This window comes from Streptomyces sp. WAC 04229, assembly GCF_003947455.1.
Taxonomy (GTDB): Bacteria; Actinomycetota; Actinomycetes; order Streptomycetales; family Streptomycetaceae; genus Streptomyces.
This window is the reverse complement of the sequence record NZ_QHJH01000117.1, coordinates 1-21442: the sequence shown is the minus strand read 5'-3', so window position 1 is coordinate 21442 and position 21442 is coordinate 1. Positions and strand designations below refer to the sequence as shown.

Below are 21442 nucleotides of genomic sequence, written 5' to 3'. Positions count from 1 at the left end.
TTTTAATGCTCCGCGGTCCGCAGAGTGTACAACAGATTGGTGCGGCGGCAGGGTCAGAGTGGTATAGGAGACAGGGGATGCCTTGAGGGGCTTATGTGCGGCTGATACGGTGCGATGGCTTGACACCCGCCTCACTGCCGGTCATTCGCCCAGGTAGGACGGGTGTGTGCGGGGATGTCCCGGGGCGTCACCGGTCGGGTGGGCGCGGGTGGACTGTCCGAATTTGCAGATGATTCTGCGTACTTGGGTCGTCCTGGCTCGGGTGTGAACGTGGCAGACAATTTCTTGGTCGTACGGGGAGCGGTTGCGTGAAGATCCAGGAGCGTACGGGGGCGGGCGCGGGGCGTTCCGCGGCTCCGGCTCAGCCGTCGGTCGGTGACCGGCTTCCCAGCCCTCCTCGCGAGCGCAAACCGGCGCTCGCCGCGTTGGCGGTGCTGCTGATTCTGGTGGGTGCGCTGGGAGCCACGATGCTCGTGCTGCGGGCCGGGGACCGGGTGGAGGTCGTCAGGGTGACCTCCGACATCCAGGCCGGCGAATCCGTGGGCAGCAACGTCGAGTCCGTGATGGTGGCCGCCGACGACAGCATCAACTACATCCAGTGGACGCAGCTGGAAACGCTCAAGGACCTCAAGGCCAAGTCCACGATCTACAAGGACACGGTCGTGATGGGGCAGATGTTCGCGGAGCAGGAGCAGATTCCCGCGGGCAAGGCCTCCGTCGGTGTCGCCCTGAAGGAGGGGCAGTACCCGGCGGGCATCAAGTCGGGTGACATCGTCGCCGCCTACCGCGTCGGAGCCAACGGCTCCGGCAACGGCTCCGACTCCTCCGGCAACGACGCGTCGTCGTCCGCCTCCGGCGGAGCGATCGTGCCGGACGCCCGTGTGAACGGCGTGTCCGACGACAGCGACTCCACCGTGAGTACCGGAAGCAAGTCCCTCACCCTCCTGGTCGACGAGGCCGACGCCGCAGCCCTCGCCTCGGCCGCCGCCGCCGGCGAGGTCGCCGTCGTGCGCGTCCCCGGCAAGTAGAAGGGGCCCCATCCCATGGCCCTCATCGCACTGGCCGCCGACAAGGGTTCCCCCGGCGTCACCACCGCGGCCGTCGCCCTCGCGGCGGTCTGGCCGCGCCGTGTCCTGCTGGCCGAGACCGACCCGGCCGGCGGTGACCTGGTGTACCGGTCCGCCGCCGCGCACGGCGGTCCGCTGAACCCGAACACCGGCATGCTGTCGATCGCCGCCACCGCGCGCCGCGGCCTCGTGCCCGACCAGCTCTGGGACCACGTACAGCCGCTCAGCGGCGGCCTCGAAGTCCTCGTCGGGCTCGGCATCTCCGAGCAGGCCGCCGGGCTCGCGGGCCTGTGGCCCACCCTCGGCCGGGCCTTCGCCTCCCTCGCCGACTCCCCGAACGCGCCCGCCGACGTCATCGCCGACTGCGGCCGCATCAGCGGGGACAGCCCGGCGACGGAGCTGTTCCAGCACGCCGCGCTCGTCCTCCTCGTCTCCCGTACGGAGCCGGAGGCCATCGCCCGCGTGCGCGACCGCGCCGCCGCCCTGTCCAACAAGCTGCACGGCGGCGCGCGCGGCGCCGCCAACGCCGGTATGCCGCTGATCGGTGTCGTCCTGGTCGCCGACACGAACAACGCCGCCAAGCTGTCCGGGCAGGTCAACGACATGCTCGTGCACGCCCAGACCGGCGCGCGCGTGGTCGGCACGATCGCCGACGACCCGGCGGGAGCGGACCAGTTGGCCGGGCGCAGGCGCGGGCGGCTGGAGAAGTCGCTGCTCATCCGCTCGGCCCGCAAGGTCACGTCGGACCTGTACCAGCAGTTCGGCGCCGCCTGGTCGATGCCCACCACCGGACCCACCGGACCCACCGGACCTACCGGACCTACCGGCCCCGCCGGCACCGGCATGTCCGGCCACGCGGGGGCCGGCCGATGACCGCTGTCGACCACTCGTTGGTCAAGCGGTTCCGGCAGGACGCCGGCGACCGCATCGCCGAGCAGCGCCGCCAGGACCAGGTCGCCGGCGTCACGCCGATGTCCACCGAGGACGAACGGCACTACGCGCGCGCGGTCATAGCCCAGATCCTGGAGGAGTACGCCCGCGCCGAGATCAACGCCGGGCGTACGCCGCTGGACGCGGAGACGGAGGAGGCGTACGCCGCCGCCGTGCACGCCGCGCTGTTCGGCGTCGGGCGGCTCCAGCCGCTCCTCGACGACCCCGAGGTCGAGAACATCGACATCAACGGCTGCGACCACGTCTTCGTCGGCTACTCCGACGGACGCGAGACGCGCGGCGAGCCGGTCGCCGAGACCGACGAGGAACTCATCGAGCTGATCCAGATCCTCGGCGCCTACTCGGGTCTGTCGTCCCGCCCCTTCGACTCCGCCAACCCGCAGCTCGACCTGCGGCTGCCGGACGGTTCGCGACTGTCGGCGGTCATGGACGTCGCCCGGCGCCCCGCGCTCTCCATCCGCCGCGCCCGCATGGGCAAGGTCTTCATCTCCGACCTGGTCGGCAACGGCACCCTCGCGCCCGAGCTGGGCCACTTCCTGGCCTGCGCGGTCCGCGCCCGCAAGAACATCATGATCGCCGGTGCGACCAACGCCGGAAAGACGACGCTGCTGCGCGCCCTCGCCAACGAGATCCCGCCGCACGAGCGGCTGATCACGGTGGAGCGCGCGCTGGAACTCGGCCTCGACACCTTCCCCGACCTGCACCCCAACGTGGTCGCGTTCGAGGAACGGCTGCCCAACTCCGAGGGCCAGGGCACCATCAGCATGGCGGAACTGGTCCGCCGCAGCCTCCGTATGAACCCCTCCCGTGTCATCGTCGGCGAGGTGCTCGGCGACGAGATCGTGACCATGCTGAACGCGATGTCGCAGGGCAACGACGGCTCGCTCTCCACGATCCACGCCAACAGCTCGCACGAGGTCTTCAACCGCATCTCCACGTACGCCCTCCAGGCGTCGGAGCGGCTGCCGATCGAGGCCAGCCAGATGCTGGTGGCCGGCGCGGTGAACTTCGTCGTCTTCATCCAGCGGCGCAACAACTTCCAGAGCGGCGGCCGCCTCCAGCGCGTGGTCACCTCGGTCCGCGAGGTGAACGGCGTCGACGGCCGCGTGCTGTCCAGCGAGGTGTTCGCCGAGGCGCCCGACGGCCAGGTCGTACCGCACGCACCCATAGCCTGCCTGGAGGAACTCATCGCCTACGGCTACCGGCCCAACGGAACGTGGGGGTGACGCGGAGATGCAGATGAACACCCTCGCGGCCCTCGACTCGCTCGGCTCCATGGGCGGCCTGTTCTCCACCACGGTCCTCTACTCGATCGGCTGCGGAGTCGCCGTCGGCGGCGGCCTCGCCCTGTTCCTGGTCGCCGTACGCGGACTGCCCGCCAAGCCCGAGCACGAGAAGCGGCAGGCCAGCGAGCGGGTCAACGAGCTGATCCGCTGGGCGGGCCGGCGCGGCTCGGCCGCCGCCATCGTCGGCCTCGTCGTCCTGCTGCTCACCCGCTGGGCGGTCCTGGGCATCGCGGCCGGCGTCCTCGTCTTCTTCTGGGACCGCCTCTTCGGCGGCGCCGCCGAGGAACGCGCCGCCATGAAGCGGGTGGAGGCGCTCGCCTCCTGGACCGAGTCGCTGCGCGACACCATCGCCGGCGCGGTCGGCCTGGAACAGGCCATCCCCGCCTCGGCCCGCGCCGCCGCGCCCGTACTCCGCCCCCACCTGGACTCCCTGGTCGACCGGCTGCGCTCGCGCACCCCGCTGCCCGACGCGCTCCAGCACCTGGCCGACGAGATCGACGACGCGTCCGCCGACATCATCGTCGCGGCACTGATCCTCAACGCCCGGCTGCGCGGGCCCGGTCTGCGGCAGGTCCTCGGCGCGCTCGCCAAGTCCGCCCGCGAGGAGGTCGACATGCGCCAGCGCGTGATGGCGCAGCGCGCGTCGACCCGCCGCTCGGTGCAGATCGTCGTCGCGGTGTCGGTGCTGTTCGTCCTCGGCCTGTCCGTCTTCAACCGCGACTTCGTCGAGCCGTACGGTTCGCCCGTCGGCCAGCTCGTGCTGGCCTGCGTGTGCGGGCTGTTCGCGCTGGGCTTCTGGTGGCTGCGCAAGCTGTCGACCATCGAGACGCCGGAGCGCTTCCTGGTCCGGGACGGCTCGGATGTGCAGTTCGTACGTCCCCGCACCCCGGGGCAGCAGGGCAACTCCGGTCTGCCGGGCCAGCCGGGTCAGCCCGCGCAGCGACTGCCGCAACCGGCACAGCCGTCGCAGGCGTCTGGGGACGAGGGGGTACGACGATGAACCTGACCATGCCGGTCCTGGTCGGCGCCGTCATCGGCCTGGGCATCTACGCCCTGGTCCGCGCGCTGATGCCGAGCAGACGCAGCCCGATCCAGCAGGTCGCCCGGATCGACGCGATGCGTGCGCGCGGGGCGGCGTACGGGTCGTCGCGGGCGGCGCAGGACACCAGCCGCCTCGGCTCGCTGCGGGCCCAGGTCGGCGCGCGCGTCGCCGAGCTGTACCTCCAGCAGGGCTGGGAGCAGCGCTCCCTGCGCGCGGACCTGGCGGTGCTGGACCGCAGCTGGGAGAAGTTCCTGGCGACGAAGGCGCTGCTGGCGGCGGGCGGTCTGTTCTTCGGCCCGTTCCTGTTCGCGATCGTATGGACGCTGGGCTTCGGCGACAGTCCGGTCATCCCCGTCTGGCTGGCCCTGCTCTGCGCGGTGCTCTTCTTCTTCCTCCCCGACCTGGAGGTACGCAGGGACGCCGCGGAGAAGCGCCGTGACCTGCGGCGCGTGATCGGCGCGTACCTGGACCTGGTTTCCATGAGCCTGGCCGGCGGACGCGGTCTGCCCGAGGCCCTGATGGCGGCGGCGGAGGTGTCGGACGGCTGGGCGACCCACCGCATCCGCAACGCCCTGGCCGACGCGCGCATCACCGGCATCAGCCAGTGGCAGGCTCTGGGCCAGCTCGGCGAGGACCTGGGCGTCGAGGAACTCAAGGACCTCTCCGCCTCGCTCGCCCTGGTGGCGGACGACGGCGCGAAGGTCCGGGAGTCCCTGGCCTCCCGCGCGGAGACCATGCGCCACCGCGAACTGTCCGAGATCGAGGGCAGCGCGGGCGAGAAGTCCCAGTCGATGCTCGTGGCGCAGCTCCTGCTGTGCGCCGGGTTCCTGGTGTTCCTGATCTATCCCGCGGCGATGCGGGTCTTCCAGGTGTGACGCCAGTGAAGCCAGTGACGCCAGCCGCAGGCCACTCCGGGCCGCATCGCTCCCAGAACCGACACGAGAGGACAGACTCACCATGAACGGACGCAACCTCCGCACCGGCACCACCGGCATCGTGCCCGTGGACTTCCTGATCACCTTCCTGCGGGCCCGCGTGGACCGCGCCCGCTCCGGCGAGCTGGACCGCGGGGCGTCCGCCGTCGAGTGGGTCATCATCTCCGCGGTCGTCGTCGCGATCGTCGGCGTGGTGGCCGCCATCATCAACGCCGCGCTCAGCGACGGCGCCAACAAGGTCGGCGACTGCATCAAGGGCGCGGACGCGGGCAAGACCTGCTGACCGGCCGACGTACGGCGCTGACGGGGACGATGTGACGGGACGGACGGGGACGGGGATGCCGGGTGCCGCGCGCGGCGTACGCGGCGTGCTCGGCGGCGCCCTGGGGGGCGTACGCAGACGGGTGCGCCGCAGGGTGGAGACCGCGCGGAACGCCGCGGCCACCCGCGGCGACGACTCCGGCATGACCGCGATCGAGTTCGTGCTGCTCACGCCGGTGCTGTTCTTCATGATCTTCGCGACGGTGCAGTTCGGGCTGTACTTCTTCGCCGACCACGTGGCGCAGGCGGCGGCCCAGGCGGGCGCGCGCAAGGCCCGCGCGACGGCCGACGCCCAGCCCGGCGGCTGGCGCGGCGAGGCCCAGGACGTCGTCGACAGCTACATCCGCCAACTCGGGCCGCAGCTGGTCCTGTCCCCGGACGTGAAGCTGCTCCAGCCGGAACAGGACACGGTGGGCGTGGAGATCACGGCGCGCATCCCGACGGTGTTCCCGGGTCTGGACCTGACGGTGCACGCGCAGTCGATGGGCCCGGTGGAGCGCTTCGTGCAGGAGGGCGAGAACTAGATGAACCTCTCCCGCAACACGCGGAGCCGACGCCGGCCCGGGACGGACGAGGGCCTGTCCACCATCGAGGTGGTCATCCTCGCCCCGGTGATGATCCTCTTCATCCTGGTCCTGGTCGCCTTCGGCCAGTTGGTCGACGGCCGGGGCGCGCTCGACGGCGCGGCGAGGGACGCCGCCCGCGCGGGCTCGATCCAGAAGGACCACGGCACGGCGATCGCGGAGGCGAAGAAGGCGGCCGAGTCCAACCTCACGGACGTCTGCTCCGGCCCCGTCTCGGTCGTCCAGAAGAGCGCCGGCTTCGAACCGGACACCCTCTTCACGGTCGAGGTGAGCTGCGAGGTCCGCGGCCTGGCCTCGATCGGCCTGAACGTCCCGACGACCCTCTCGGCGACCTTCAGCTCCCCGCTGGACCCGTACCGGAGGACCGCGTGAGAACTCCCGTACGGCAGTGGCTCGCCGCCCGGCGCGCCCACCTGGACGACCGCGGCTCGGGCGCCGGCGCGGTCATCATCTTCGCCCTGGTCTTCCTCTCCCTCTCCGCCTTCGTCATCGACGGCGGCATGTCCATCTCGAAGCGGGAACGCGCCGCGGACATCGCCGAACAGGCCGCGCGCTACGCCGCCCAGGACATCGACCGCGAGGCCCTCTACGACGACGTGGGCGGCCCCGCCCCCATCAACTACGAGAACTGCGACGCCCGGGTCAAGGCCTTCGCCACGGAGATGGACATGACCGGCGCGGACATCGCCGCGACCCACTGCGTCACGGCCGACGCGGCCCTGGTCGAGGTCGAGGTCCAGCTCACGTACTCCCCGGTCTTCACCGGCATGTTCTACGGCGGCGACGTGGTCGTGCATGGGCAGGCGGTGGCGGAGAACGAGGTGGGCTGACCCCGTAACCGGGGCGGCGGGCGCTGACGTTGCGCGGAGGAGGAGAGCATGGGTGACCAGGAAGCCGACATCGACCGGATCCGGGAGAGCGCCCGGGCTCTGAGCCGTATCCGGGGAACGTTCGCCGAACGGGCCAATCCGGCGGAGGGGTACGGCGTCGGCGAGATCGGGTCGGAGAAGATCCTCGACGCCTTCGAGGAGTTCGGCAGCAACTGGAAGATCCACCGCAGACAGCTGACGGACGAGCTGGAGAAGCTGCACGGGATCACCCAGGGCGCGGCGGACGCGTACGACAAGATCGACCACGAGCTGGCGGAGGCGCTGCGCCGCGCCGACCGGAAGGCGACGGGCGGCAAGAAGGAGGCGGGCAGGTGACGCGCCCCGCAGCCCACCGCTGGGCGGTGCTCGACGAGGCATCCGACCCGGTACCCGGCGATCCCGAAGAGGTGGCCCGGCTCGGCCGGCAGCTGCGCAAGACCGCCGAGGCCATCGAGAAGGAGGCCCGGGAGATCAAGGAACTGGCCTCCGTCGAGAACTGGAAGGGCAAGGCGGCCACCGAGTTCCGCGGAGCGGCCGAGGGCGCCGGCGACAAGCTCCGCAAGGCGCTCAAGCGGTACGACGAGGCCGCCGACGCACTCGGTACGCGCGTCGTGGACGGGGTGTGCAGCACGGAGTACGCCTCGGAGCTGCACCGGGCGCAGCAGATGGCCGACAAGGCGTTGCACGCCGCCGAGGCCGCCGACGAACACGACCGCGCCGCGCAGCGGTCACTGGACGGGCAGCCCGAGGACACACCCGAGGACGATCCCGACACCAAGAAGTACAAGGAACAGCAGGAGAACGCCTCGTCGGCACTGTCCGCGGCCAAGGAGGCGCTGCGCGCCGCCAAGGAGGTCCGCGACGCCGCCGCGAGCCGGGCGGCGGACGCCATCCACGACGTCATCGAGAACGACGGTCTCAAGGACGGCTGGACGGACAAGTTCAAGAACTGGGTCCACGAGAACGCCGGATGGCTCACCCAGATCTCCAAATGGGCGGGCCGTATCGCGCTGTGGGCGGGCGTGGCGGCGCTCGCCCTGGGCTGGATCCCGGTCATCGGCCAGGCCATCGCCGTCGTCGCCAACGCCGTCGCCCTGCTGGCCGGCGTCGTCGCCCTCGCGACCGACCTCGTACTGGCGCTCGGCGGTGAGGGCAGCTGGAAGTCGGTGATCCTGGACGCCGTCGGCGTCGCCACCTTCGGCCTCGGACGCGCGGCGATGGCGGGAGCCAAGGGCGTCGCGGCCGGCAGCAAGGCGCTCGCGCGGAGCAACCTCTACAAGAACGCCGTGGCCTCCGGAATGAAGACCAACAAGGCATGGAACCTCGCCAACCGGGGCGCGCAGGGCGCCATCCGCGGCAAGGACGCCGCACGGGCGATGGCCGCCATGCCCAAGGGGAAGCTGCCCACCTGGAGCAACCTGAAGGAGGGGTTCAGCCCCGTCTCCCTCTACCGCGATAGCGTCGACGGCGTGAAGTGTATCGGCAACGCGTTCTCCAGGCAGGGCTGGCGCGAGGGTCTCCAGGGCATGGCCGCGCCCCGTTCGGCGGGCACCCTCGATCCCGACCTGGCCAGGGCGGCCGCCGGCCTCGACGGGATCGCGCCCGCGGCGACGCAGATGCCGGCGGTCAGCAGTGCCCTGAACAACTTCTCCGGCCAGACCAATGTGTGGGCCGGTGCCACGGCCACGGGTGTCGCCGCAGGCTCCGAGGGCGCCTACGGCGCTGTCACGTCCCTGTACGAAGGGGCTACGGGATGACGCTGCCCCCCGAGCCCGCGCTCCGCCCGGCCGCCTCACGCGGTCCGGGACTGGAACGCCTCCGGGTGTCCCGGCTCTTCGCCGAGGACGGCGAGCTGGTGCTGCGCACCCGTCGCCGTACCCGCCGCCTTCCGGTGGGTGATGCGGGCATCGCCCGGGCGGTCTTCGTGGACGTTCCCGGTGCGGACATGGAGCGTATGGGGCCCCCGATCCCCGGCTCCTGGGGCGAGCTCCAGCTGCAGGACCGGGATGGTGGTCTGATCGCCCGGCTCGACGTGGAGCAGTGGCTGCCCGAGTCTCCGGTGCTGCCCAAACGATTCGTTCAGGGCGAGCACCTCCTCGGTCGCTCGGGGGCGGCCGCGCTGCTCAAAGCCGCCGGCATTCCCCTGCACGTGGTCCGTGACAGAAACGATCAGCTGGTGGCGTCGGGCGGTGGGGGCGTCTGGCTCGGGCCGGGCGGCGACTTCCCGTTCTGGTACTGGACGGTCCGCGTCGCCGCCGGAGTCACCTGGTTCGCCGCGTTCACGTTCCTCGTCTTCTCCGACACCACCCCGCCGTGCGCCGTACTCCTCCTGGCGTCCGCCGCGTTCGCGGCCCCGTTCGCCCGGATCGCCCTGCGGGCCTGGACGGCGCTGCGCCGCGACCGGCACGCTCCAGTCGTCCGCGAGCGCGTCGCCCCGTCGCCCGCACCGGGGTGCGGTGCGACCGTCAGGTTCCGCCGGGACACGGAACTGCGGGTGCAGGACGCGGACCTCGTCCTGCGGGACCTGGGCGGGCAGGAGTACTGGTTCCCGCTGAAGGGGCCGCACGCCGTGCGGAGCCTGGCCCGGGTGAACGCCCACACCGGCGCTCCGCTCGGGGTGGAGGTGCGGGGCCCGGGGGAACAGGTGCGGGCCGTGCTCCCGTGGGACCTCTGGTTCGCCGGCGAGTCGGGCGCCGAGGGCTGGTCACGGCTGCGCCGCGCCGCCGGGCTGACGGTGTCCGAACGCCGCCTGGGCCCGAAGACGCTCTGGCCGAAGGGGCCTGTCCTGGGCCTGCGGATGCTGCCGGCGTCGGCCGGTGCGGCCCGCCGCGTGTCGCGCTTCCCCGGCACCATCGCCGGAGTGTCGTCGACGGCCGTCATGGCCTTCGCGTCGGTTTTCTCCGTGGTGCAGGGACTGGGCATCTCCGGTGATCACCCCGAGGCGTCGCTGGCCGCGGTGCTCATGGGGGCCGTCGGCTTGGTCCTGCAGGCGACGCCGTACGCCGTTCATCAACTGATCAGCCGTGCCCGGCTCGACAGGCCGCTCCGGTCACTCGGGTCGCAACGGACATCCAGCGAGGTTCCCGGATGACACCCATCGAGAACAATACGGCCCCCGCCGACTACCGTCTGCTGCTGCCCGACGGCTGGTTCCGGATCCTGCTCGACCCCGACGCGCGGAACAGGTCGGTCGACGCGCTGGTGGAGCGCCAGTTCAACGGAATCGACAACGCCCCGCATCTCAAAGAGGAGTTGCGCACGGACCTGCGCCGCCGCGCCGCCAAGGCGTACCGCAGCGGGGGCATCGAGCTCTACCTCAGTCTCCAGGAGGCGGGCCCCTTCACCGTGCCCGCCTCGCTGCTGGTCACTCTGGCGCCGCTGCGCCATGCCGAGCCGCTGCCGCCCGAGGACCTGGCCCGAGCCCTGGCAGCGGAGGCCGAGCCGGGAGAGACCCCGGAGGTGAGCGTCGAGGAAGTGGCCGCCGGAGCCGCCGTACGCGTGCGCAGACGCACGAAGCAGCCCTCGCCGGACAGCGGCGCGAGCGCCGAGCACGCACCCGTCTCCGTCTCCGTGGAATACCACGTGCCCGTGCCCGGCACGGCCGCGTTCCTCCTGCTCACCTTCTCCACGCCCCTGGAACCGATCGCCGACGCCATGGCCGGCCTCTTCGACGCGATCGCGGGCTCGCTGATCTGGACGGAGTGACCGCCGCCGTGACCACTGACGACCTCTCGAACCTGGGCCTTGAGTGCTCGGAGGACTGGGTGCCGTTCCCCGTCGCAGGCACGCTGGACCTGGACTACTGGGCGAAACACCAGGCGGCCGGCCTCGCCGAACGGTACGAGCGCGACGGGGAGAAGGGCAGCACCCGGCTCCTGGCCCGCGACCTGAGGCGTGCCGCGGCGGACAGCCGTACGCGTGAGCCGCTGGGCGCGTTCGGCTGGTACATCAGCGGCCATCACACCGTCGCGGCCGTTCTCGAACTCGACGCGATCCATCCGGACGGCACCTTCCCCGAGGTCACCCTCGGGTTGCTCACGGAGCACATGTCGGCGCGCGACTTCGGCGAGCCGGACGTCCGCGAACTCCGGCTGCCGCTCGGCGACGCGGTGCGCATCCGGCAGAACCTGATCGAGGAGAAGAAGCGCCTCCTCGGCCCGCGCCCCGTGGTCCGTACGCTCTTCTACGGCGTCCGCCCGCCGACGACGGACGCCGCCGTCACTCTGCTCGCCTCCTGGACGGAACCGGTGCTGGACGAACCGCTGGAGGCCGTCGTGGACGCCATCGCCCACACCCTCCACCTGTGAGGCAAGGGACGCCCTACTTGCTGCCGCCCTTCCCGCCCCGCTTGTCCTCCGTCTTCACGGCCTTGTTGACCTGCTTGGTCAGCTCGTCGTCGAGCTTCTTGAACTCGCGGACCACCGCGTCCGACATGTCGCCGAGCGCGTCGAGCTGCTGGGTGATGTCCTCGCGGCCGTCCTCCCAGTTGGACTCGAAGTCGCCGAGGGCGTCGTTGACGCTGCCGTCGCCGATGTCGTCCTTGTACGACTCGAAGAGCTTCTTCGTGTGGTTCAGTCGGGTCTTGAGTGACCGCAACTGGCGCCCGTAGTCCTCCAGCTCGGTCAGCGGGATCGCGAGGTCGCTCTTGGCCATGCGCGAAGTCCTCTCTGCGGTCGGGTCAGACGAACCGGAACGTGCCGGTCACAGCGTCGAAGACGTCGTGGAACGCCTCGGCGAGATCCAGCACCGGGCTGGCTCCGGAGACGAGGACGACCTGGTCGGTGGTTCCCGGCACCGGGATGTACGTCTGCGTCAGCACCATACGAAGGGTACGGCTGTCGCCCTGCGCGACGGGTACGTCCTCCACACCGTAGGTCCGGGCGGCCGGCCCGACATCCGGGATGTCGACGGTCGTCACCTTCCGCCAGGCATCGCCCTCGCGGCGGGGGGTGACGGTGCGCAGGCTTTCTGCGATGGCGCGGGGGTCGGTGGAGAGGGCGGCGCCATGGTCGTTTCTTGCGCCGAGCACGGAGACCGTAAGCGTCGCCGACAGCGGCACACCTTCGAAGTTCTCCGCCATGCAGCCCAAGTAGAGGGCTCCGGATTCACGGGCGTCCTTGGCCATCCTGCGGAGCATTGCGGATACCTCGGACCGGTAGGGGGCCAGTTCGGGGACAGCCCGGATTCTCTCGTTCACCAGGGACCGGATGGATCCCTCGTAGCCGCCGGACAGGATGTCGAACTCCCACCACGACTCGGGGACGGAGACCGATACACCGAATGGAGCATCGGGACGTGTTGCCGTTTCTGAATTTGTCTCGCTCAACTTCTAATCCCCAACCTGGTCCTGACCGAAAGGCTCCTCTCCTCTAATCGGGCAAAGGGATCCCCTCGGCTTTGGCGATTTCGAGTGCCTGCTCGATACTGATCTCGGGTGCAATGAAGCCGAGTGAATTTGCGTGCTCGATAAATTCACTCGGCGGGGCTACTCGATGAAATTTTACATAGTCCGACCAGGCGAGTTGCCAAACCCATGTACCGTCCGTCATCACGCCTACCCGCACGTGCATGTCCGGTGAATCGGAGAAGGGGTCGTGCGTGGTTCCCGGTGAGAATAGTACGGGCTCCGCTTCCTCAAGGAAGCTGGAAAGCTGATCGGTCAACTCTTCGTCGAGTGTGTCGGGCAAAAATTCGGCCTCCACTTGAGGCTCGCCGACTCGGTGAGGTGCGAAGATTCTGGCCATCGTCATGCGCCTCCGTTGGGATGAAATGTCTTGAATGCTCCACGCGAAGTGGGATGTATAGCAGTTCCAGCTTCGTTGAAGGGTGCCACCGCTGTCCTGCCGTGGGGCCACACCCAGAGAAAGTCGTTGGGTGCTTCGACTTTCACGCCCAGAGTATTTGCCAAATTCTGGGCAAATCCATCTGACTTCATTCCAGTCTGACAGGATAGAAGTCTAACAGGCTCGCCATTCCATCCGTGGGCGCGCATCAATGAAGCCACTTCTCGGTGGTTGAAGTTGTGCCAGTTCTCGGACAGGTGGGCGGCGCCGTCCTTCACCTGATAACCCACGGAATTGGGAGATCCGTGAATTCCCACATCAAAGCTTCCATTGCTTTTCACGCGATTCATGCTCTTAAGGAGAGGGTCACCCGGCTTGAACAGCAACATGCCTGGCCGGCCATCCTTGAAGGGCTGTATCTTAAAAGAGAGCGGGTTCTTGCCGCGACCTGCAAGCCCTTTGACGACTGAGACAACATTGGCTGAGCCCGAGCGAATTCCATGGCCGAGCCCTTTGAGGCCGCCGCCGATCCCGCCCATGAATCCGGCGCCGAGAGCCTTCAGGCCCCCCGCTTTCCACAGCTTGCCGAGCTTGGCGAGGCTGGTGAAGCCCTTCGTGGCGGGTATGCAGTCCAGGGCCGCCCATAGGAGATCACCCCAGCCAGCCTCGCCCTTGATGACTTTTCTTATCGTGTCCGCCATCACGACGAGCGCCGCCGCGAAGACCAGCCACCCCAGCGGGCCCCCGACGATCATCACGATGATGCCGACGATCGTCACGACCCACTTGCAGATGGTGACGATCTCGTCCCAGTTGTCGGTGACCCAGTCGCCGATCTCCTCCCACCAGTGCCGGTTGGGGATGCCGGCGTCGGAGGCTTCCTGGAGTTTCGTCACCGTGCGGCGGGCGGCGTCCTCGCGCAGGCCCTTGGCCTGACCGGCGAGCTTCTTGGCCGCGTCCAGCGCGGTCTGGGCGCTCTCGACGTTGCGCTCGGCCGCCGCCTGGCGGGCCTTCGCGTGCTGGGCGTCGCGGGTCGCCCGTCGGACGTCGGCCTCGTCGGGCTTGGGGACGTCCTTGCCGCCGTTCTTGGCGGGGTCGTACGAGTCGGTCTTCTCCGTCGCCCTGTGGACCCAGTCGTCGGCCCCGGTCAGCGCGGTCTGGGCGGTGGTCAGTTCCTCACGTGCCTTGCGACCGTCGCGCAGCGCCTTGTCGGCCTTGTCCTGCGCGTCCTGGAGGTCGGGCCAGAACGTCGTCAGCGCGTCGCCCGCCAGGTTGTACGACTTCTTCAGCTTGCGCAGCTTCTTCGGGGCGTCCCCGAACTCCTCCGCGAACACGGCCGCGGTTTTGCCCGCCCAGGAGAGGATCTCCTCCTCCTTGGCGATGCCCTTGAGATCACGCAGTACGTCGCCCACGTCGTCGGCGAAGTCGTGCAGGGTGCCGGCGAGTTTGCGTATGCGTTGCGGGTCGCCCGGCGTCGGGTCGCTCTCCAGGTCGAGTACGTGCCAGTCCGTGGGCCTGTGCGACACCGTGTTCTCCCCCGTACACGTGCGATGCGGTGCGTTCAGAACGCGCGTATGAACTTAGCGCACGTGTTTGTGGGGGTCAGGTGGCCGGTGTCTTAAGGCTCCGCACGAGTGCGGTGAAGGATGCGAGCGGGACGGTCAGGGTGCCGTGGGCGGGGTTCTTCGAGTCGCGTATCGCCACGTGGCTGCGCAGTGGGGCGACCTCCACGCAGGTGTTGCCGTCGCCGCCCTCGGAGTAGGAGGCCTTCCGCCAGCGTATGGGTCCGGTCATGTGCCGTGCCTCACAGTTCCTTCGACGCCTTGTGGATGAAGTCCCGTGTTCGGGTGGGGGCGAGTGCGCTGGGCCCAGCTTACGAAAGCGGCTTCGGAAGCGCTCCAGTTGGGATTGGGCCTGCAGGAGGGGGTGGACCGCCCACTGCGTCATGGCCGCGCTGACACCCGCGAAGCGGTAGGTGTCGAACGGAACCACGCGTACGGGCATCGGGATCCCCTCGGCCCGCGCGACCTCCAGCGCCTGTTCGACACTGGCCTCCGGGGCCGAGAAACGGAGCGAAACTGCGTGCCGGACGTGGTCCGACCAGGCGAGGGACCAGACCCAGCGGCCGTCGGTCATGATCTCGACGCGCACTCGCATGCCCGCCGATTTGGAGAATGGATCTGGCGGTAGTCCATTCCTGTCACCTCTTCCAGGACGGCGAACAGGGCTTCGTCATCGAGTTGCGGTACGACGTACGCGCGTGACCTGATCGTCTGGAGAAAATCCTCCGGCAGGGCCACGTGGTACGTGGCCACGTAGTGAGGAAGATCGAGGCGCCATACCCAGGTGCCGTCGGTCTTCAGGGATGCACCGCCTGCGATGGGGAATGCGTCAGTGGACAGGATGTCCAGTTCTGCGCCCATCTCGCTGAAGATGTCCGCACCGCTGACCAGGTATTGGACGACAGCTTCTTCATCCGCCTCGCCGGTCGCACGAACCAGGTCATGAATCGAGTGCTCCCTCTCGATTCCCCAACTGGAGGCCTGCTCGCGGAAGAAGCCGACAGTCCTGATCATTGTCTTACTTTGTTCTTCCAGGTCGAGTACGTGCCAGTCAGTGGGTCTGTGCGACACCGTGTTCTCCCCCGTACACGTGCGATGCGGTGCGTTCCGAACGCGCGTATGAACCTGGTGCACGTGCTGTCGGGGGTCAGTTGACGGGCGTCTTGAGGCTCCGCACGAGTGCGGTGAAGGATGCGAGTGGGACGGTCAGGGTGCCGTGGGCGGGGTTCTTCGAGTCGCGTATCGCCACGTGGCTCTGCAGCGGGGCGACCTCCACGCAGGTGTTGCCGTCGCCGCCCCCGGAGAATGACGATTTGAGCCAGCGCGGAGTTTCGGTCGTGGATCGCCTCATAGTTCCTTCGTCAGCCGGTGGATGAAGTCTCGCGACGCCGTGGGGCTCAGTGACGCCTGCTCCACCTTACGGAACAGTGTTCGAAGCTGGTTCAGTTGTGGTTCCGCATCGATGAAGGCAGTGCCGGTGGGGGAGTCGCGGAGTGCGGTATCCAGCTGGGGCACGGGGCCGCAGGCCTGCATCATCGACGCCTCGGCGCCGGCGAAGCCGTCCTGATCGGCTGGGATCACCCGTACGTTCGCGTGACCGTCCTCGATCTGCGCGAGGATCTGACGAAGCTGAGCGAGTGCGACCCGACGGTCGGCCACGCGGACCCTGAGTGCGAATTCGTGAACGATCGTGTCGTACGGAGTCGGCTTGTCGCCCTCGATCACGGAGCGCCGCCGCATCCGGTGCTCCACGCGGGGGAGCAGCTCGCTGTCGGGCAGGCCCGGCATCATGTACGTGTAGACCGCGCGGGCGTAGTCGGGGGTCTGGAGCAGGCCGGGTACGTGCGTGATCACGATCTCGCGCAGCGCCGTCGCATGGTGTTCGACCTCGGCCGTGTCCAGGAATACCGGGGGAAGCACGCCTCGGTACTCCTCCCACCATCCACGGGTGCGGTTGGTCGCCATGGCCTCGAGTGCCTCGATCAGGCCTTCGTCCGTGCAGGCGTAATGGGCCGCGAGCCGACGTACGCGTTTCGCGCTCACTCCGGCCACCCCGGACTCGATCTGGCTCATCTGGACCGAGTCGGCGCCGAGCAACTCGGCGGCCTCTCGGGACTTCATGCCCATTGCCTCGCGGAGTTTGCGCAGTTCGGTGCCCAGTCGCACCCTGCGGGCCGTGAGATGTCTCTTCGGCGGCAACCCGACGCCTCCTGGCTTCAACTGTCCCAGCCGCGTAGCTCGTTCGAGGGGCAGAATACGGCAGCGGCTTGCGTCTTCCTAAAACTAGGAAATACCGTCGGTGACGTCGCGCACGCCGTGTGACGTCGACGAGCGCCGGAAGTGCACCGCTTCGTCCTGCCCTGGCGAGCGGCGATGCCACCGGTCGACGCCCCCTGACTCTGCAGGAGTTCACGCATGCCCGAAACCGACCCCGTCGACCCGGCCACCCCCTGGGAGTACACCCTGTACATCCCCAATGACTTACGCGCCGTCACCGTCTGCCGCCGCACCCTCCGCCTGATCCTCACCATGCACGGCCTCATCCGCCTCGTGGACACCGCCGAACTGCTCGCCACCGAGCTGATCTCCAACGCCGTACGGCACACCGAGGGACCGGCGGCGCTGCGCGTGCGATGGGTGGCCGGCGTGCTGCGGATCGGGGCGTGGGATGCCGATCCGGGACCGCCCGAGCCGCCGGTGGCCTTCGAGGCGCTCGCGGACGCGGAGGAAGGGCGCGGGCTCGCGCTTGTGCGGGCGTGCGCCGACCTGTGGGGGTGGCAGCCGCTGGCCAGGGACGGAAACCGGGGCAAGTACGTGTGGTGTGACCTCGTCGCGGCGTAGCGCGTTGATCGCGTAGTACAGGAAGGAGAGCCGATGGTCAGCTCGTCGCACGAGGCGTTGCACTGGGTCTTCCAGAAGGACCCGGCACTGCTCACGCGGGCGTTCCAGAACGTCCTGCGTGTTCCGTTCCCCGAACCGCGTGACTTCGCGGTGCTGAACACCGACGTCACGGAGATCGAGCCCGTCGAGCGGCGGGTGGACACGCTGATGCGGGTGGAAACGGACGAGGGGGCGTACCTCCTCGTCGTCGAGGCGCAGGGGAAGAAGGACGAGGAGAAGCGGAGCAGTTGGCCGTACTACCTCTCGTACCTGTACGCGAAGTACCGCTGCGAACCCGTCCTCCTCGTGATCACGCAGAGCAGCGCGACCGCTCGCTGGGCGGCGCAGCCCATCCGGCGGGGGCTGCCGGGGTGGGACTCGCTGACGGTGCGGCCGTTGGTGATCGGCCCGGACAACGTGCCGGTGATCGCGAGTGAGCGAGAGGCTGAAAGGGACGTCCCGCTTGCCGTGCTGTCGGCCATGACGCACGGGCGGGGACCACAGGCCGCCGCCATACTGGAACCGTTGGCTTTCGCTCTGCGGACCGTCGACGGCGAGAGCGCGGCGGTGTTCGGACAGCTCATCGAATCGTGCCTGGGCGACCCCCGGGCCAAGGACCTCTGGAGGGACCTGATGTCGGAGATCCGCTACTTCTTCAACAACCCGGTGGCCGAGAAGGTCCGTGAGGAAGGCCGGGTGGAGGGTCGTGAGGAAGGGCGGGCCGAGGACCGTTCCGAGATCACGCTGGAGATTCTGGAGTGGCGGGGCATCCCGGTGACCGGCGCGGTGCGGGAGCGTGTGCTCGCCTGCACGGACCTGAGGCAGCTCAAGGTCTGGTCCCAGCGGGCCGTGCAGGTCACGCGTGCGGAGGATCTGTTCAGCGAAGGGCGGGCCTGATGCCCAGGGAGATCCGCTACTTCTTCGACAACTCCGTGGCTTTGCAAGTGCGTGAGGAAGGCCGGGTGGAGGGGCGGATCGAGGGGCGTGCCTTGATGGTGCTCCGAATTCTCGAATGGCGGGAGATTCCGGTGTGCTTCGCTCTGCGTGAGCGTGTACTCGACTGCTATGACCTCGACCAGCTCGAAGTCTGGGCACGGCGTGCGCTGACGGTGGAGCGGGCCGAGGACATGTTCAGCGGTTGATGGACTGAATCTCCTGGACGTCCATGTCCTGCGTGGTCTCGAAGGTGCCGTCCGGCAGGTCCCCCGTGGCGCCGCCCGTGCCCTCCCAGGAGATGTCCCAGGTGATCGACGCCTTCAGCTGGTACGGCTCGCCGTTCGAGGCGCGGAGGTAGCGGATGCCGCAGGGCGGGGTTTCGTCGGCCTTGCCCTTGGCGTACGGCGTTCCGATGGAGCCGTCGGCGTTGATCTCGCAGTCGCCGGAGGCGGGGAAGGTCTCGGCGTCGTCCGTGCCGGGCTCGAGGTGGAGGGCGACCGGCTTGGCGGTCGTTTCCGCCCACAGGCCCGTGTTGGGCAGTTCGGCGCGGACCTTGACGTCCTTGAAGGTGCCCTTGTCCAGCCAGACCCAAGTCGGCAAATTGACGGTGGACTTGGCGGCCGGCTTCGCCTCGATCTCCGTTGCGGGGACCTCGACCTTGTCGTAGGCGTACTCCGCGAGGGTCCGCGGCGTCGGGGCGTTCGGCACATCGGGGATCTGGCCGGCGTCCTGCCAGAACATCAGCCGGTTGCACAGCGACGTGTCGTCGAGAGCCGACAGGCTTGGGGCCACGCCGCGCCAGAAGTAGCCCTTCTCGCCGAGGTTGTAGTCCTTGTAGCCCTTCGCGGACGACGGGGTGCCGAAGTAGTTGGGCGCGTCCTTGCCGTCCTTGAAGTGGTCGGTCCACAGCTTGGAGCCGTACCAGCCCTGGCGGATGCTGACGTCGCCGCCGCCGTCGTTCTCCGCGAAGTCCTTCAACTGCTCGGGAGTGAACACCGGCTCGTACCAGCACGGCGGGGGCTCCCAGTTGACATCGGTCGCGCTCAGGCTTCCCCGCTTGCCGCCCGTGGGTCCGCTCACCTGCGTGACCTTGATGCTGGTGTGCTGGGCCGAGGCCGTCAGCTCCTTGCCCTCGGCCTCGCCCCTCGTGTCGGAGCCGCCGAAGGCGTTGGCAGGTGCGGTACAGCAGAGTGCCGTGGCCACGGATGAGGCGAGCACGGGTAGCGCCTTGTGTCGAGCCCTCACTGCGCGCACTTCCCCCTCTCCGCGCGGACGGACGAGTTCTGCCATACCCCCTGGCTGCTCTTGCGCAGCGTGACCAGGTAGTAGACCTCGGGGTCCATCCCCGGGGGGTTGCCTTCGACCTTGCCGGTCTTCCGGTGCTTGGTGCGTGCCTCGCTCTCGTCGGTGCAGTAGCCGAGGGACGCCGTGGTGCCGTTTTCGAGCAGGGTCACCTTGGGGTCGAAGACCGGCAGCTTGCCGATGACCGTCACGTTCTTGTCCGTGTACGACTTGATCCACTTCTTGCTCTGCGCACGGCCGGAGTCGGTGTCGTAGAACGAGACGGCTTCACTGTCCGGGTCGTTGGCGATGATCGCCGCGTATCCCGCCCGCAGTTCTTCCTTGGCGTCGTTGAGTACGGCCTGCTCCTGAGCGTCTCCGCTCGTCCAGTCGCCGAAGGTCAACTGGAAGCTACTGGGCAGCTTGACCACCGGGCGGTCCACGCCGGGCGGCGTCGACGAGGATGCCGACGCCGAAGCCGAAGGACTCCCACCCCCCGCCCCCTTAATGTCCTCCGGCGAGGACTCCTCACCCCCGCCGCACGCGGTCAGGAGCAGGGCCGCAGTCGCGGTGAAGGCGGCGGCGGTGGTCATGGTGACGGCTCTGCGGGCCACGGTGTTCCCCCTGGGTAAGGCGTTGCGACAGGGAACGAAGCTATCAGTGGGCCGTGCAGGGGACCTGACCGGTTTCGGGGGTTTGTGTGGGGGATGTGAAGAGGTGTGCGGCGAAAGGGCGCAAAGGGTGCGGAGCGGGCGGAAGTTGTTCCTCCCTCTTCCACAGGGCCTTCGACGCTGTCAGCGGCAGTCCATAAGATCTCTGTAGGCTCAGCACACCCCTCATACCAACGCCCCGGCGGGCCTCGCCGCCCACGACCACGACCCAGGACTCCGCCCATGCCGCGACGCCGCACCTCAAGCTCCTCCAGCAGCTCGACGGCTTCCTCGGCTGCCGCTGCGACGCCGAGGAACCGCACGCCTCAGCCGGTGCGGGTGCGGCGGCGGTCGTTCGGGGACTTCGTCAAGGCGTTCCTCGCCTTCGTCGTGCTGCTCGCGCTCGTCGTCGGGGTGCCGCTCGCGCTGGCCGTGGCGGTCGGCTGGCCGCTGCCCAACGGGGCGCCCGGCCTCGACTGGCTCCAGCGCGAGATCACCGTGCAGACCTTCCTGCACATCCTCACCGTCATCGTCTGGTTCGCCTGGGCCCAGTTCACCGCCTGCGTGCTCGTCGAGGTCAAGGCCGCGCTGTCCGGCGTGGGGGTGCCGGGGCGGGTGCCGGGATCCGGGCCCAGCCAGCTGCTGGCCCGGCAGCTCGTCGCCGCCCTCCTGCTCGTCGGCGCCACCGCGGCGAGCCTCACACCGGGCCTGTCCCAGCTCGGTCAGAGCCTGGAGGGGAACCAGAAGCCGGCGGTCGCCGCCGCCCAGCAGACGCCGGGACTCTTCGCCCAGCAGCAGGAGCAGGCCGCCTCCACCGCGAACGCCCTCGCCGAGCAGGCCGGACAGGCGGGGCAGGACGCGGCCCGTGCCGACGGTGGTGGCTCCGCCGCGCACGGCGACACGAAGTACTACCGGATCCAGCCGCCCGAGGGGCGTCACCACGACTCCCTCTGGGAGGTCGCCGACCGGCACCTCGGCGACGGACGCCGGTACAAGGAGATCTTCGAGCTCAACAAGGACCGCGTGCAGCCCGACGGGTCCAAGCTGTCCGAGGCGTCCCTCATCCGGCCCGGCTGGATCATGGAGATGCCCGGCGACGCCCGCGGCGGCGAGCTGGTCGAGATGCCCGACGAGGCGCCGAACGTCTCCGAGCAGGTGCAGCAGCAAATCAGCGACTACGCACAGACGGGTGGCGACCACGCCCAGGGAGGCGGCGGAGCCCAGGGGGGAGGGGACGCCCACGTCTCCCTTCCCGAGCAGCGGCCCGCGCCCACCCCCGCGACACCCACACCGGC

The 21442-nt window shown here is 69.2% G+C and carries 28 protein-coding genes; 18 read left to right on the top strand and 10 right to left on the bottom strand.

The window, feature by feature from the left end; genetic code table 11:
• Positions 1 to 308 precede the first annotated feature (308 nt).
• The 14 genes from DMH12_RS26070 to DMH12_RS26005 all read left to right on the top strand — a co-directional run bounded on the left by DMH12_RS26070 (position 309) and on the right by DMH12_RS26005 (position 11362).
• A complete protein-coding gene (locus DMH12_RS26070; RefSeq protein WP_125493891.1) occupies positions 309 to 1028 on the top strand; it encodes a hypothetical protein in 720 nt (239 codons plus the stop codon).
• 15 nt (positions 1029 to 1043) lie between these two features.
• Positions 1044 to 1940, top strand: coding sequence for a hypothetical protein (locus DMH12_RS26065; protein WP_125493890.1), 897 nt, complete (start codon positions 1044 to 1046; stop codon positions 1938 to 1940).
• Positions 1937 to 3244 carry a CpaF family protein gene (locus DMH12_RS26060; RefSeq protein ID WP_125493889.1) on the top strand — a complete coding sequence of 436 codons (1308 nt, stop codon included), beginning with the start codon at positions 1937 to 1939 and terminating at the stop codon, positions 3242 to 3244. The genes DMH12_RS26065 and DMH12_RS26060 overlap by 4 nt, the downstream gene beginning before the upstream one ends.
• A 49-nt stretch (positions 3245 to 3293) precedes the next feature.
• Positions 3294 to 4304, top strand: a complete 1011-nt coding sequence (locus DMH12_RS26055) for a type II secretion system F family protein (RefSeq protein ID WP_185832532.1) — start codon at positions 3294 to 3296, stop codon at positions 4302 to 4304.
• A complete protein-coding gene (locus DMH12_RS26050) occupies positions 4301 to 5221 on the top strand; it encodes a type II secretion system F family protein (protein WP_185832531.1) in 921 nt (306 codons plus the stop codon). Before DMH12_RS26055 ends, DMH12_RS26050 begins: the two co-directional genes overlap by 4 nt.
• Before the next feature lie 82 nt (positions 5222 to 5303).
• Complete coding sequence (locus DMH12_RS26045; protein WP_030145342.1) at positions 5304 to 5564, top strand: hypothetical protein; 261 nt, start codon at positions 5304 to 5306, stop codon at positions 5562 to 5564.
• A 55-nt stretch (positions 5565 to 5619) separates the two neighbouring features.
• Positions 5620 to 6126, top strand: a complete 507-nt coding sequence (locus DMH12_RS26040; protein WP_122615645.1) for a TadE family protein — start codon at positions 5620 to 5622, stop codon at positions 6124 to 6126.
• On the top strand, positions 6127 to 6558 hold the full coding sequence (locus DMH12_RS26035) for a TadE/TadG family type IV pilus assembly protein (RefSeq protein ID WP_125493887.1): 432 nt from the start codon (positions 6127 to 6129) through the stop codon (positions 6556 to 6558).
• Complete coding sequence (locus tag DMH12_RS26030) at positions 6555 to 7016, top strand: TadE/TadG family type IV pilus assembly protein (protein WP_125493886.1); 462 nt, start codon at positions 6555 to 6557, stop codon at positions 7014 to 7016. Before DMH12_RS26035 ends, DMH12_RS26030 begins: the two co-directional genes overlap by 4 nt.
• Positions 7017 to 7064: 48 nt before the next feature.
• Positions 7065 to 7391: a hypothetical protein gene (locus DMH12_RS26025; protein ID WP_125493885.1), complete on the top strand. Its 327-nt coding sequence runs from the start codon at positions 7065 to 7067 to the stop codon at positions 7389 to 7391.
• Positions 7388 to 8812 carry a putative T7SS-secreted protein gene (locus DMH12_RS26020; RefSeq protein ID WP_125493884.1) on the top strand — a complete coding sequence of 475 codons (1425 nt, stop codon included), beginning with the start codon at positions 7388 to 7390 and terminating at the stop codon, positions 8810 to 8812. The genes DMH12_RS26025 and DMH12_RS26020 overlap by 4 nt, the downstream gene beginning before the upstream one ends.
• A complete protein-coding gene (locus DMH12_RS26015) occupies positions 8809 to 10146 on the top strand; it encodes a hypothetical protein (RefSeq protein WP_125493883.1) in 1338 nt (445 codons plus the stop codon). Before DMH12_RS26020 ends, DMH12_RS26015 begins: the two co-directional genes overlap by 4 nt.
• Complete coding sequence (locus DMH12_RS26010; protein ID WP_125493882.1) at positions 10143 to 10760, top strand: hypothetical protein; 618 nt, start codon at positions 10143 to 10145, stop codon at positions 10758 to 10760. Before DMH12_RS26015 ends, DMH12_RS26010 begins: the two co-directional genes overlap by 4 nt.
• An 8-nt stretch (positions 10761 to 10768) precedes the next feature.
• On the top strand, positions 10769 to 11362 hold the full coding sequence (locus DMH12_RS26005) for a hypothetical protein (RefSeq protein WP_185832530.1): 594 nt from the start codon (positions 10769 to 10771) through the stop codon (positions 11360 to 11362).
• A gap of 13 nt (positions 11363 to 11375) precedes the next feature.
• Here DMH12_RS26005 and DMH12_RS26000 read toward each other — a convergent pair whose 3' ends face one another.
• The 8 genes from DMH12_RS26000 to DMH12_RS25960 form a co-directional block, all read right to left on the bottom strand.
• Positions 11376 to 11708: a hypothetical protein gene (locus DMH12_RS26000; protein ID WP_064729245.1), complete on the bottom strand. Its 333-nt coding sequence runs from the start codon at positions 11706 to 11708 to the stop codon at positions 11376 to 11378.
• Positions 11709 to 11733: 25 nt separating this feature from the next.
• Positions 11734 to 12255 (bottom strand): hypothetical protein, encoded by a 522-nt coding sequence (locus DMH12_RS25995; RefSeq protein WP_260474349.1) that lies wholly within the window; start codon positions 12253 to 12255, stop codon positions 11734 to 11736.
• A gap of 169 nt (positions 12256 to 12424) precedes the next feature.
• The gene (locus tag DMH12_RS25990; protein WP_260474348.1) at positions 12425 to 12805 is read right to left on the bottom strand and encodes a hypothetical protein; all 381 of its coding nucleotides are present in this window, start codon (positions 12803 to 12805) and stop codon (positions 12425 to 12427) included.
• Positions 12802 to 14364, bottom strand: coding sequence for a putative T7SS-secreted protein (locus DMH12_RS39970; RefSeq protein ID WP_260474347.1), 1563 nt, complete (start codon positions 14362 to 14364; stop codon positions 12802 to 12804). The genes DMH12_RS25990 and DMH12_RS39970 overlap by 4 nt, the downstream gene beginning before the upstream one ends.
• A gap of 76 nt (positions 14365 to 14440) precedes the next feature.
• Complete coding sequence (locus tag DMH12_RS25980; RefSeq protein ID WP_125493879.1) at positions 14441 to 14632, bottom strand: DUF397 domain-containing protein; 192 nt, start codon at positions 14630 to 14632, stop codon at positions 14441 to 14443.
• A 338-nt stretch (positions 14633 to 14970) separates the two neighbouring features.
• Positions 14971 to 15414 carry a hypothetical protein gene (locus tag DMH12_RS25970; protein ID WP_125493878.1) on the bottom strand — a complete coding sequence of 148 codons (444 nt, stop codon included), beginning with the start codon at positions 15412 to 15414 and terminating at the stop codon, positions 14971 to 14973.
• Between the two features lie 133 nt (positions 15415 to 15547).
• Positions 15548 to 15751, bottom strand: coding sequence for a DUF397 domain-containing protein (locus DMH12_RS25965; protein ID WP_125493877.1), 204 nt, complete (start codon positions 15749 to 15751; stop codon positions 15548 to 15550).
• Entirely contained in the window at positions 15748 to 16566 is an 819-nt protein-coding gene (locus DMH12_RS25960) for a helix-turn-helix transcriptional regulator (RefSeq protein WP_312023972.1), read from the bottom strand. Before DMH12_RS25960 ends, DMH12_RS25965 begins: the two co-directional genes overlap by 4 nt.
• A 249-nt stretch (positions 16567 to 16815) precedes the next feature.
• Here DMH12_RS25960 and DMH12_RS25955 point away from each other — a divergent pair, with 249 nt between their 5' ends.
• The 3 genes from DMH12_RS25955 to DMH12_RS25945 are packed head-to-tail and all read left to right on the top strand — an operon-like array spanning position 16816 to position 18422.
• Complete coding sequence (locus tag DMH12_RS25955) at positions 16816 to 17241, top strand: ATP-binding protein (protein ID WP_125493875.1); 426 nt, start codon at positions 16816 to 16818, stop codon at positions 17239 to 17241.
• Between the two features lie 33 nt (positions 17242 to 17274).
• A complete protein-coding gene (locus DMH12_RS25950; protein WP_125493874.1) occupies positions 17275 to 18177 on the top strand; it encodes a hypothetical protein in 903 nt (300 codons plus the stop codon).
• Positions 18177 to 18422: a hypothetical protein gene (locus DMH12_RS25945; RefSeq protein ID WP_125493873.1), complete on the top strand. Its 246-nt coding sequence runs from the start codon at positions 18177 to 18179 to the stop codon at positions 18420 to 18422. The genes DMH12_RS25950 and DMH12_RS25945 overlap by 1 nt, the downstream gene beginning before the upstream one ends.
• Here the strand turns inward: DMH12_RS25945 and DMH12_RS25940 are convergent.
• A complete protein-coding gene (locus DMH12_RS25940) occupies positions 18412 to 19461 on the bottom strand; it encodes a hypothetical protein (protein WP_185832529.1) in 1050 nt (349 codons plus the stop codon). The two genes, DMH12_RS25945 and DMH12_RS25940, sit on opposite strands and share 11 nt — an antisense overlap.
• Entirely contained in the window at positions 19458 to 20111 is a 654-nt protein-coding gene (locus tag DMH12_RS25935) for a hypothetical protein (RefSeq protein ID WP_125493871.1), read from the bottom strand. The genes DMH12_RS25940 and DMH12_RS25935 overlap by 4 nt, the downstream gene beginning before the upstream one ends.
• Before the next feature lie 279 nt (positions 20112 to 20390).
• Between DMH12_RS25935 and DMH12_RS25930 the strand changes: the two genes are divergently transcribed.
• The coding region (locus DMH12_RS25930; protein ID WP_399188767.1) for a LysM peptidoglycan-binding domain-containing protein at positions 20391 to 21442 on the top strand (1052 nt) is incomplete at its 3' end.

Coding starts and splice junctions, on each gene's coding strand:
- DMH12_RS26065 (WP_125493890.1), top strand. CDS start 1,044: ATGGCCCTCATCGCACTGGCCGCCGACAAGGGTTCCCCCGGCGTCACC.
- DMH12_RS26060 (WP_125493889.1), top strand. CDS start 1,937: ATGACCGCTGTCGACCACTCGTTGGTCAAGCGGTTCCGGCAGGACGCC.
- DMH12_RS26055 (WP_185832532.1), top strand. CDS start 3,294: ATGGGCGGCCTGTTCTCCACCACGGTCCTCTACTCGATCGGCTGCGGA.
- DMH12_RS26050 (WP_185832531.1), top strand. CDS start 4,301: ATGAACCTGACCATGCCGGTCCTGGTCGGCGCCGTCATCGGCCTGGGC.
- DMH12_RS26045 (WP_030145342.1), top strand. CDS start 5,304: ATGAACGGACGCAACCTCCGCACCGGCACCACCGGCATCGTGCCCGTG.
- DMH12_RS26040 (WP_122615645.1), top strand. CDS start 5,620: ATGCCGGGTGCCGCGCGCGGCGTACGCGGCGTGCTCGGCGGCGCCCTG.
- DMH12_RS26035 (WP_125493887.1), top strand. CDS start 6,127: ATGAACCTCTCCCGCAACACGCGGAGCCGACGCCGGCCCGGGACGGAC.
- DMH12_RS26025 (WP_125493885.1), top strand. CDS start 7,065: ATGGGTGACCAGGAAGCCGACATCGACCGGATCCGGGAGAGCGCCCGG.
- DMH12_RS26015 (WP_125493883.1), top strand. CDS start 8,809: ATGACGCTGCCCCCCGAGCCCGCGCTCCGCCCGGCCGCCTCACGCGGT.
- DMH12_RS26010 (WP_125493882.1), top strand. CDS start 10,143: ATGACACCCATCGAGAACAATACGGCCCCCGCCGACTACCGTCTGCTG.
- DMH12_RS26000 (WP_064729245.1), bottom strand. CDS start 11,708: ATGGCCAAGAGCGACCTCGCGATCCCGCTGACCGAGCTGGAGGACTAC.
- DMH12_RS25990 (WP_260474348.1), bottom strand. CDS start 12,805: ATGACGATGGCCAGAATCTTCGCACCTCACCGAGTCGGCGAGCCTCAA.
- DMH12_RS25980 (WP_125493879.1), bottom strand. CDS start 14,632: ATGACCGGACCCATACGCTGGCGGAAGGCCTCCTACTCCGAGGGCGGC.
- DMH12_RS25970 (WP_125493878.1), bottom strand. CDS start 15,414: ATGATCAGGACTGTCGGCTTCTTCCGCGAGCAGGCCTCCAGTTGGGGA.
- DMH12_RS25965 (WP_125493877.1), bottom strand. CDS start 15,751: ATGAGGCGATCCACGACCGAAACTCCGCGCTGGCTCAAATCGTCATTC.
- DMH12_RS25955 (WP_125493875.1), top strand. CDS start 16,816: ATGCCCGAAACCGACCCCGTCGACCCGGCCACCCCCTGGGAGTACACC.
- DMH12_RS25950 (WP_125493874.1), top strand. CDS start 17,275: ATGGTCAGCTCGTCGCACGAGGCGTTGCACTGGGTCTTCCAGAAGGAC.
- DMH12_RS25945 (WP_125493873.1), top strand. CDS start 18,177: ATGCCCAGGGAGATCCGCTACTTCTTCGACAACTCCGTGGCTTTGCAA.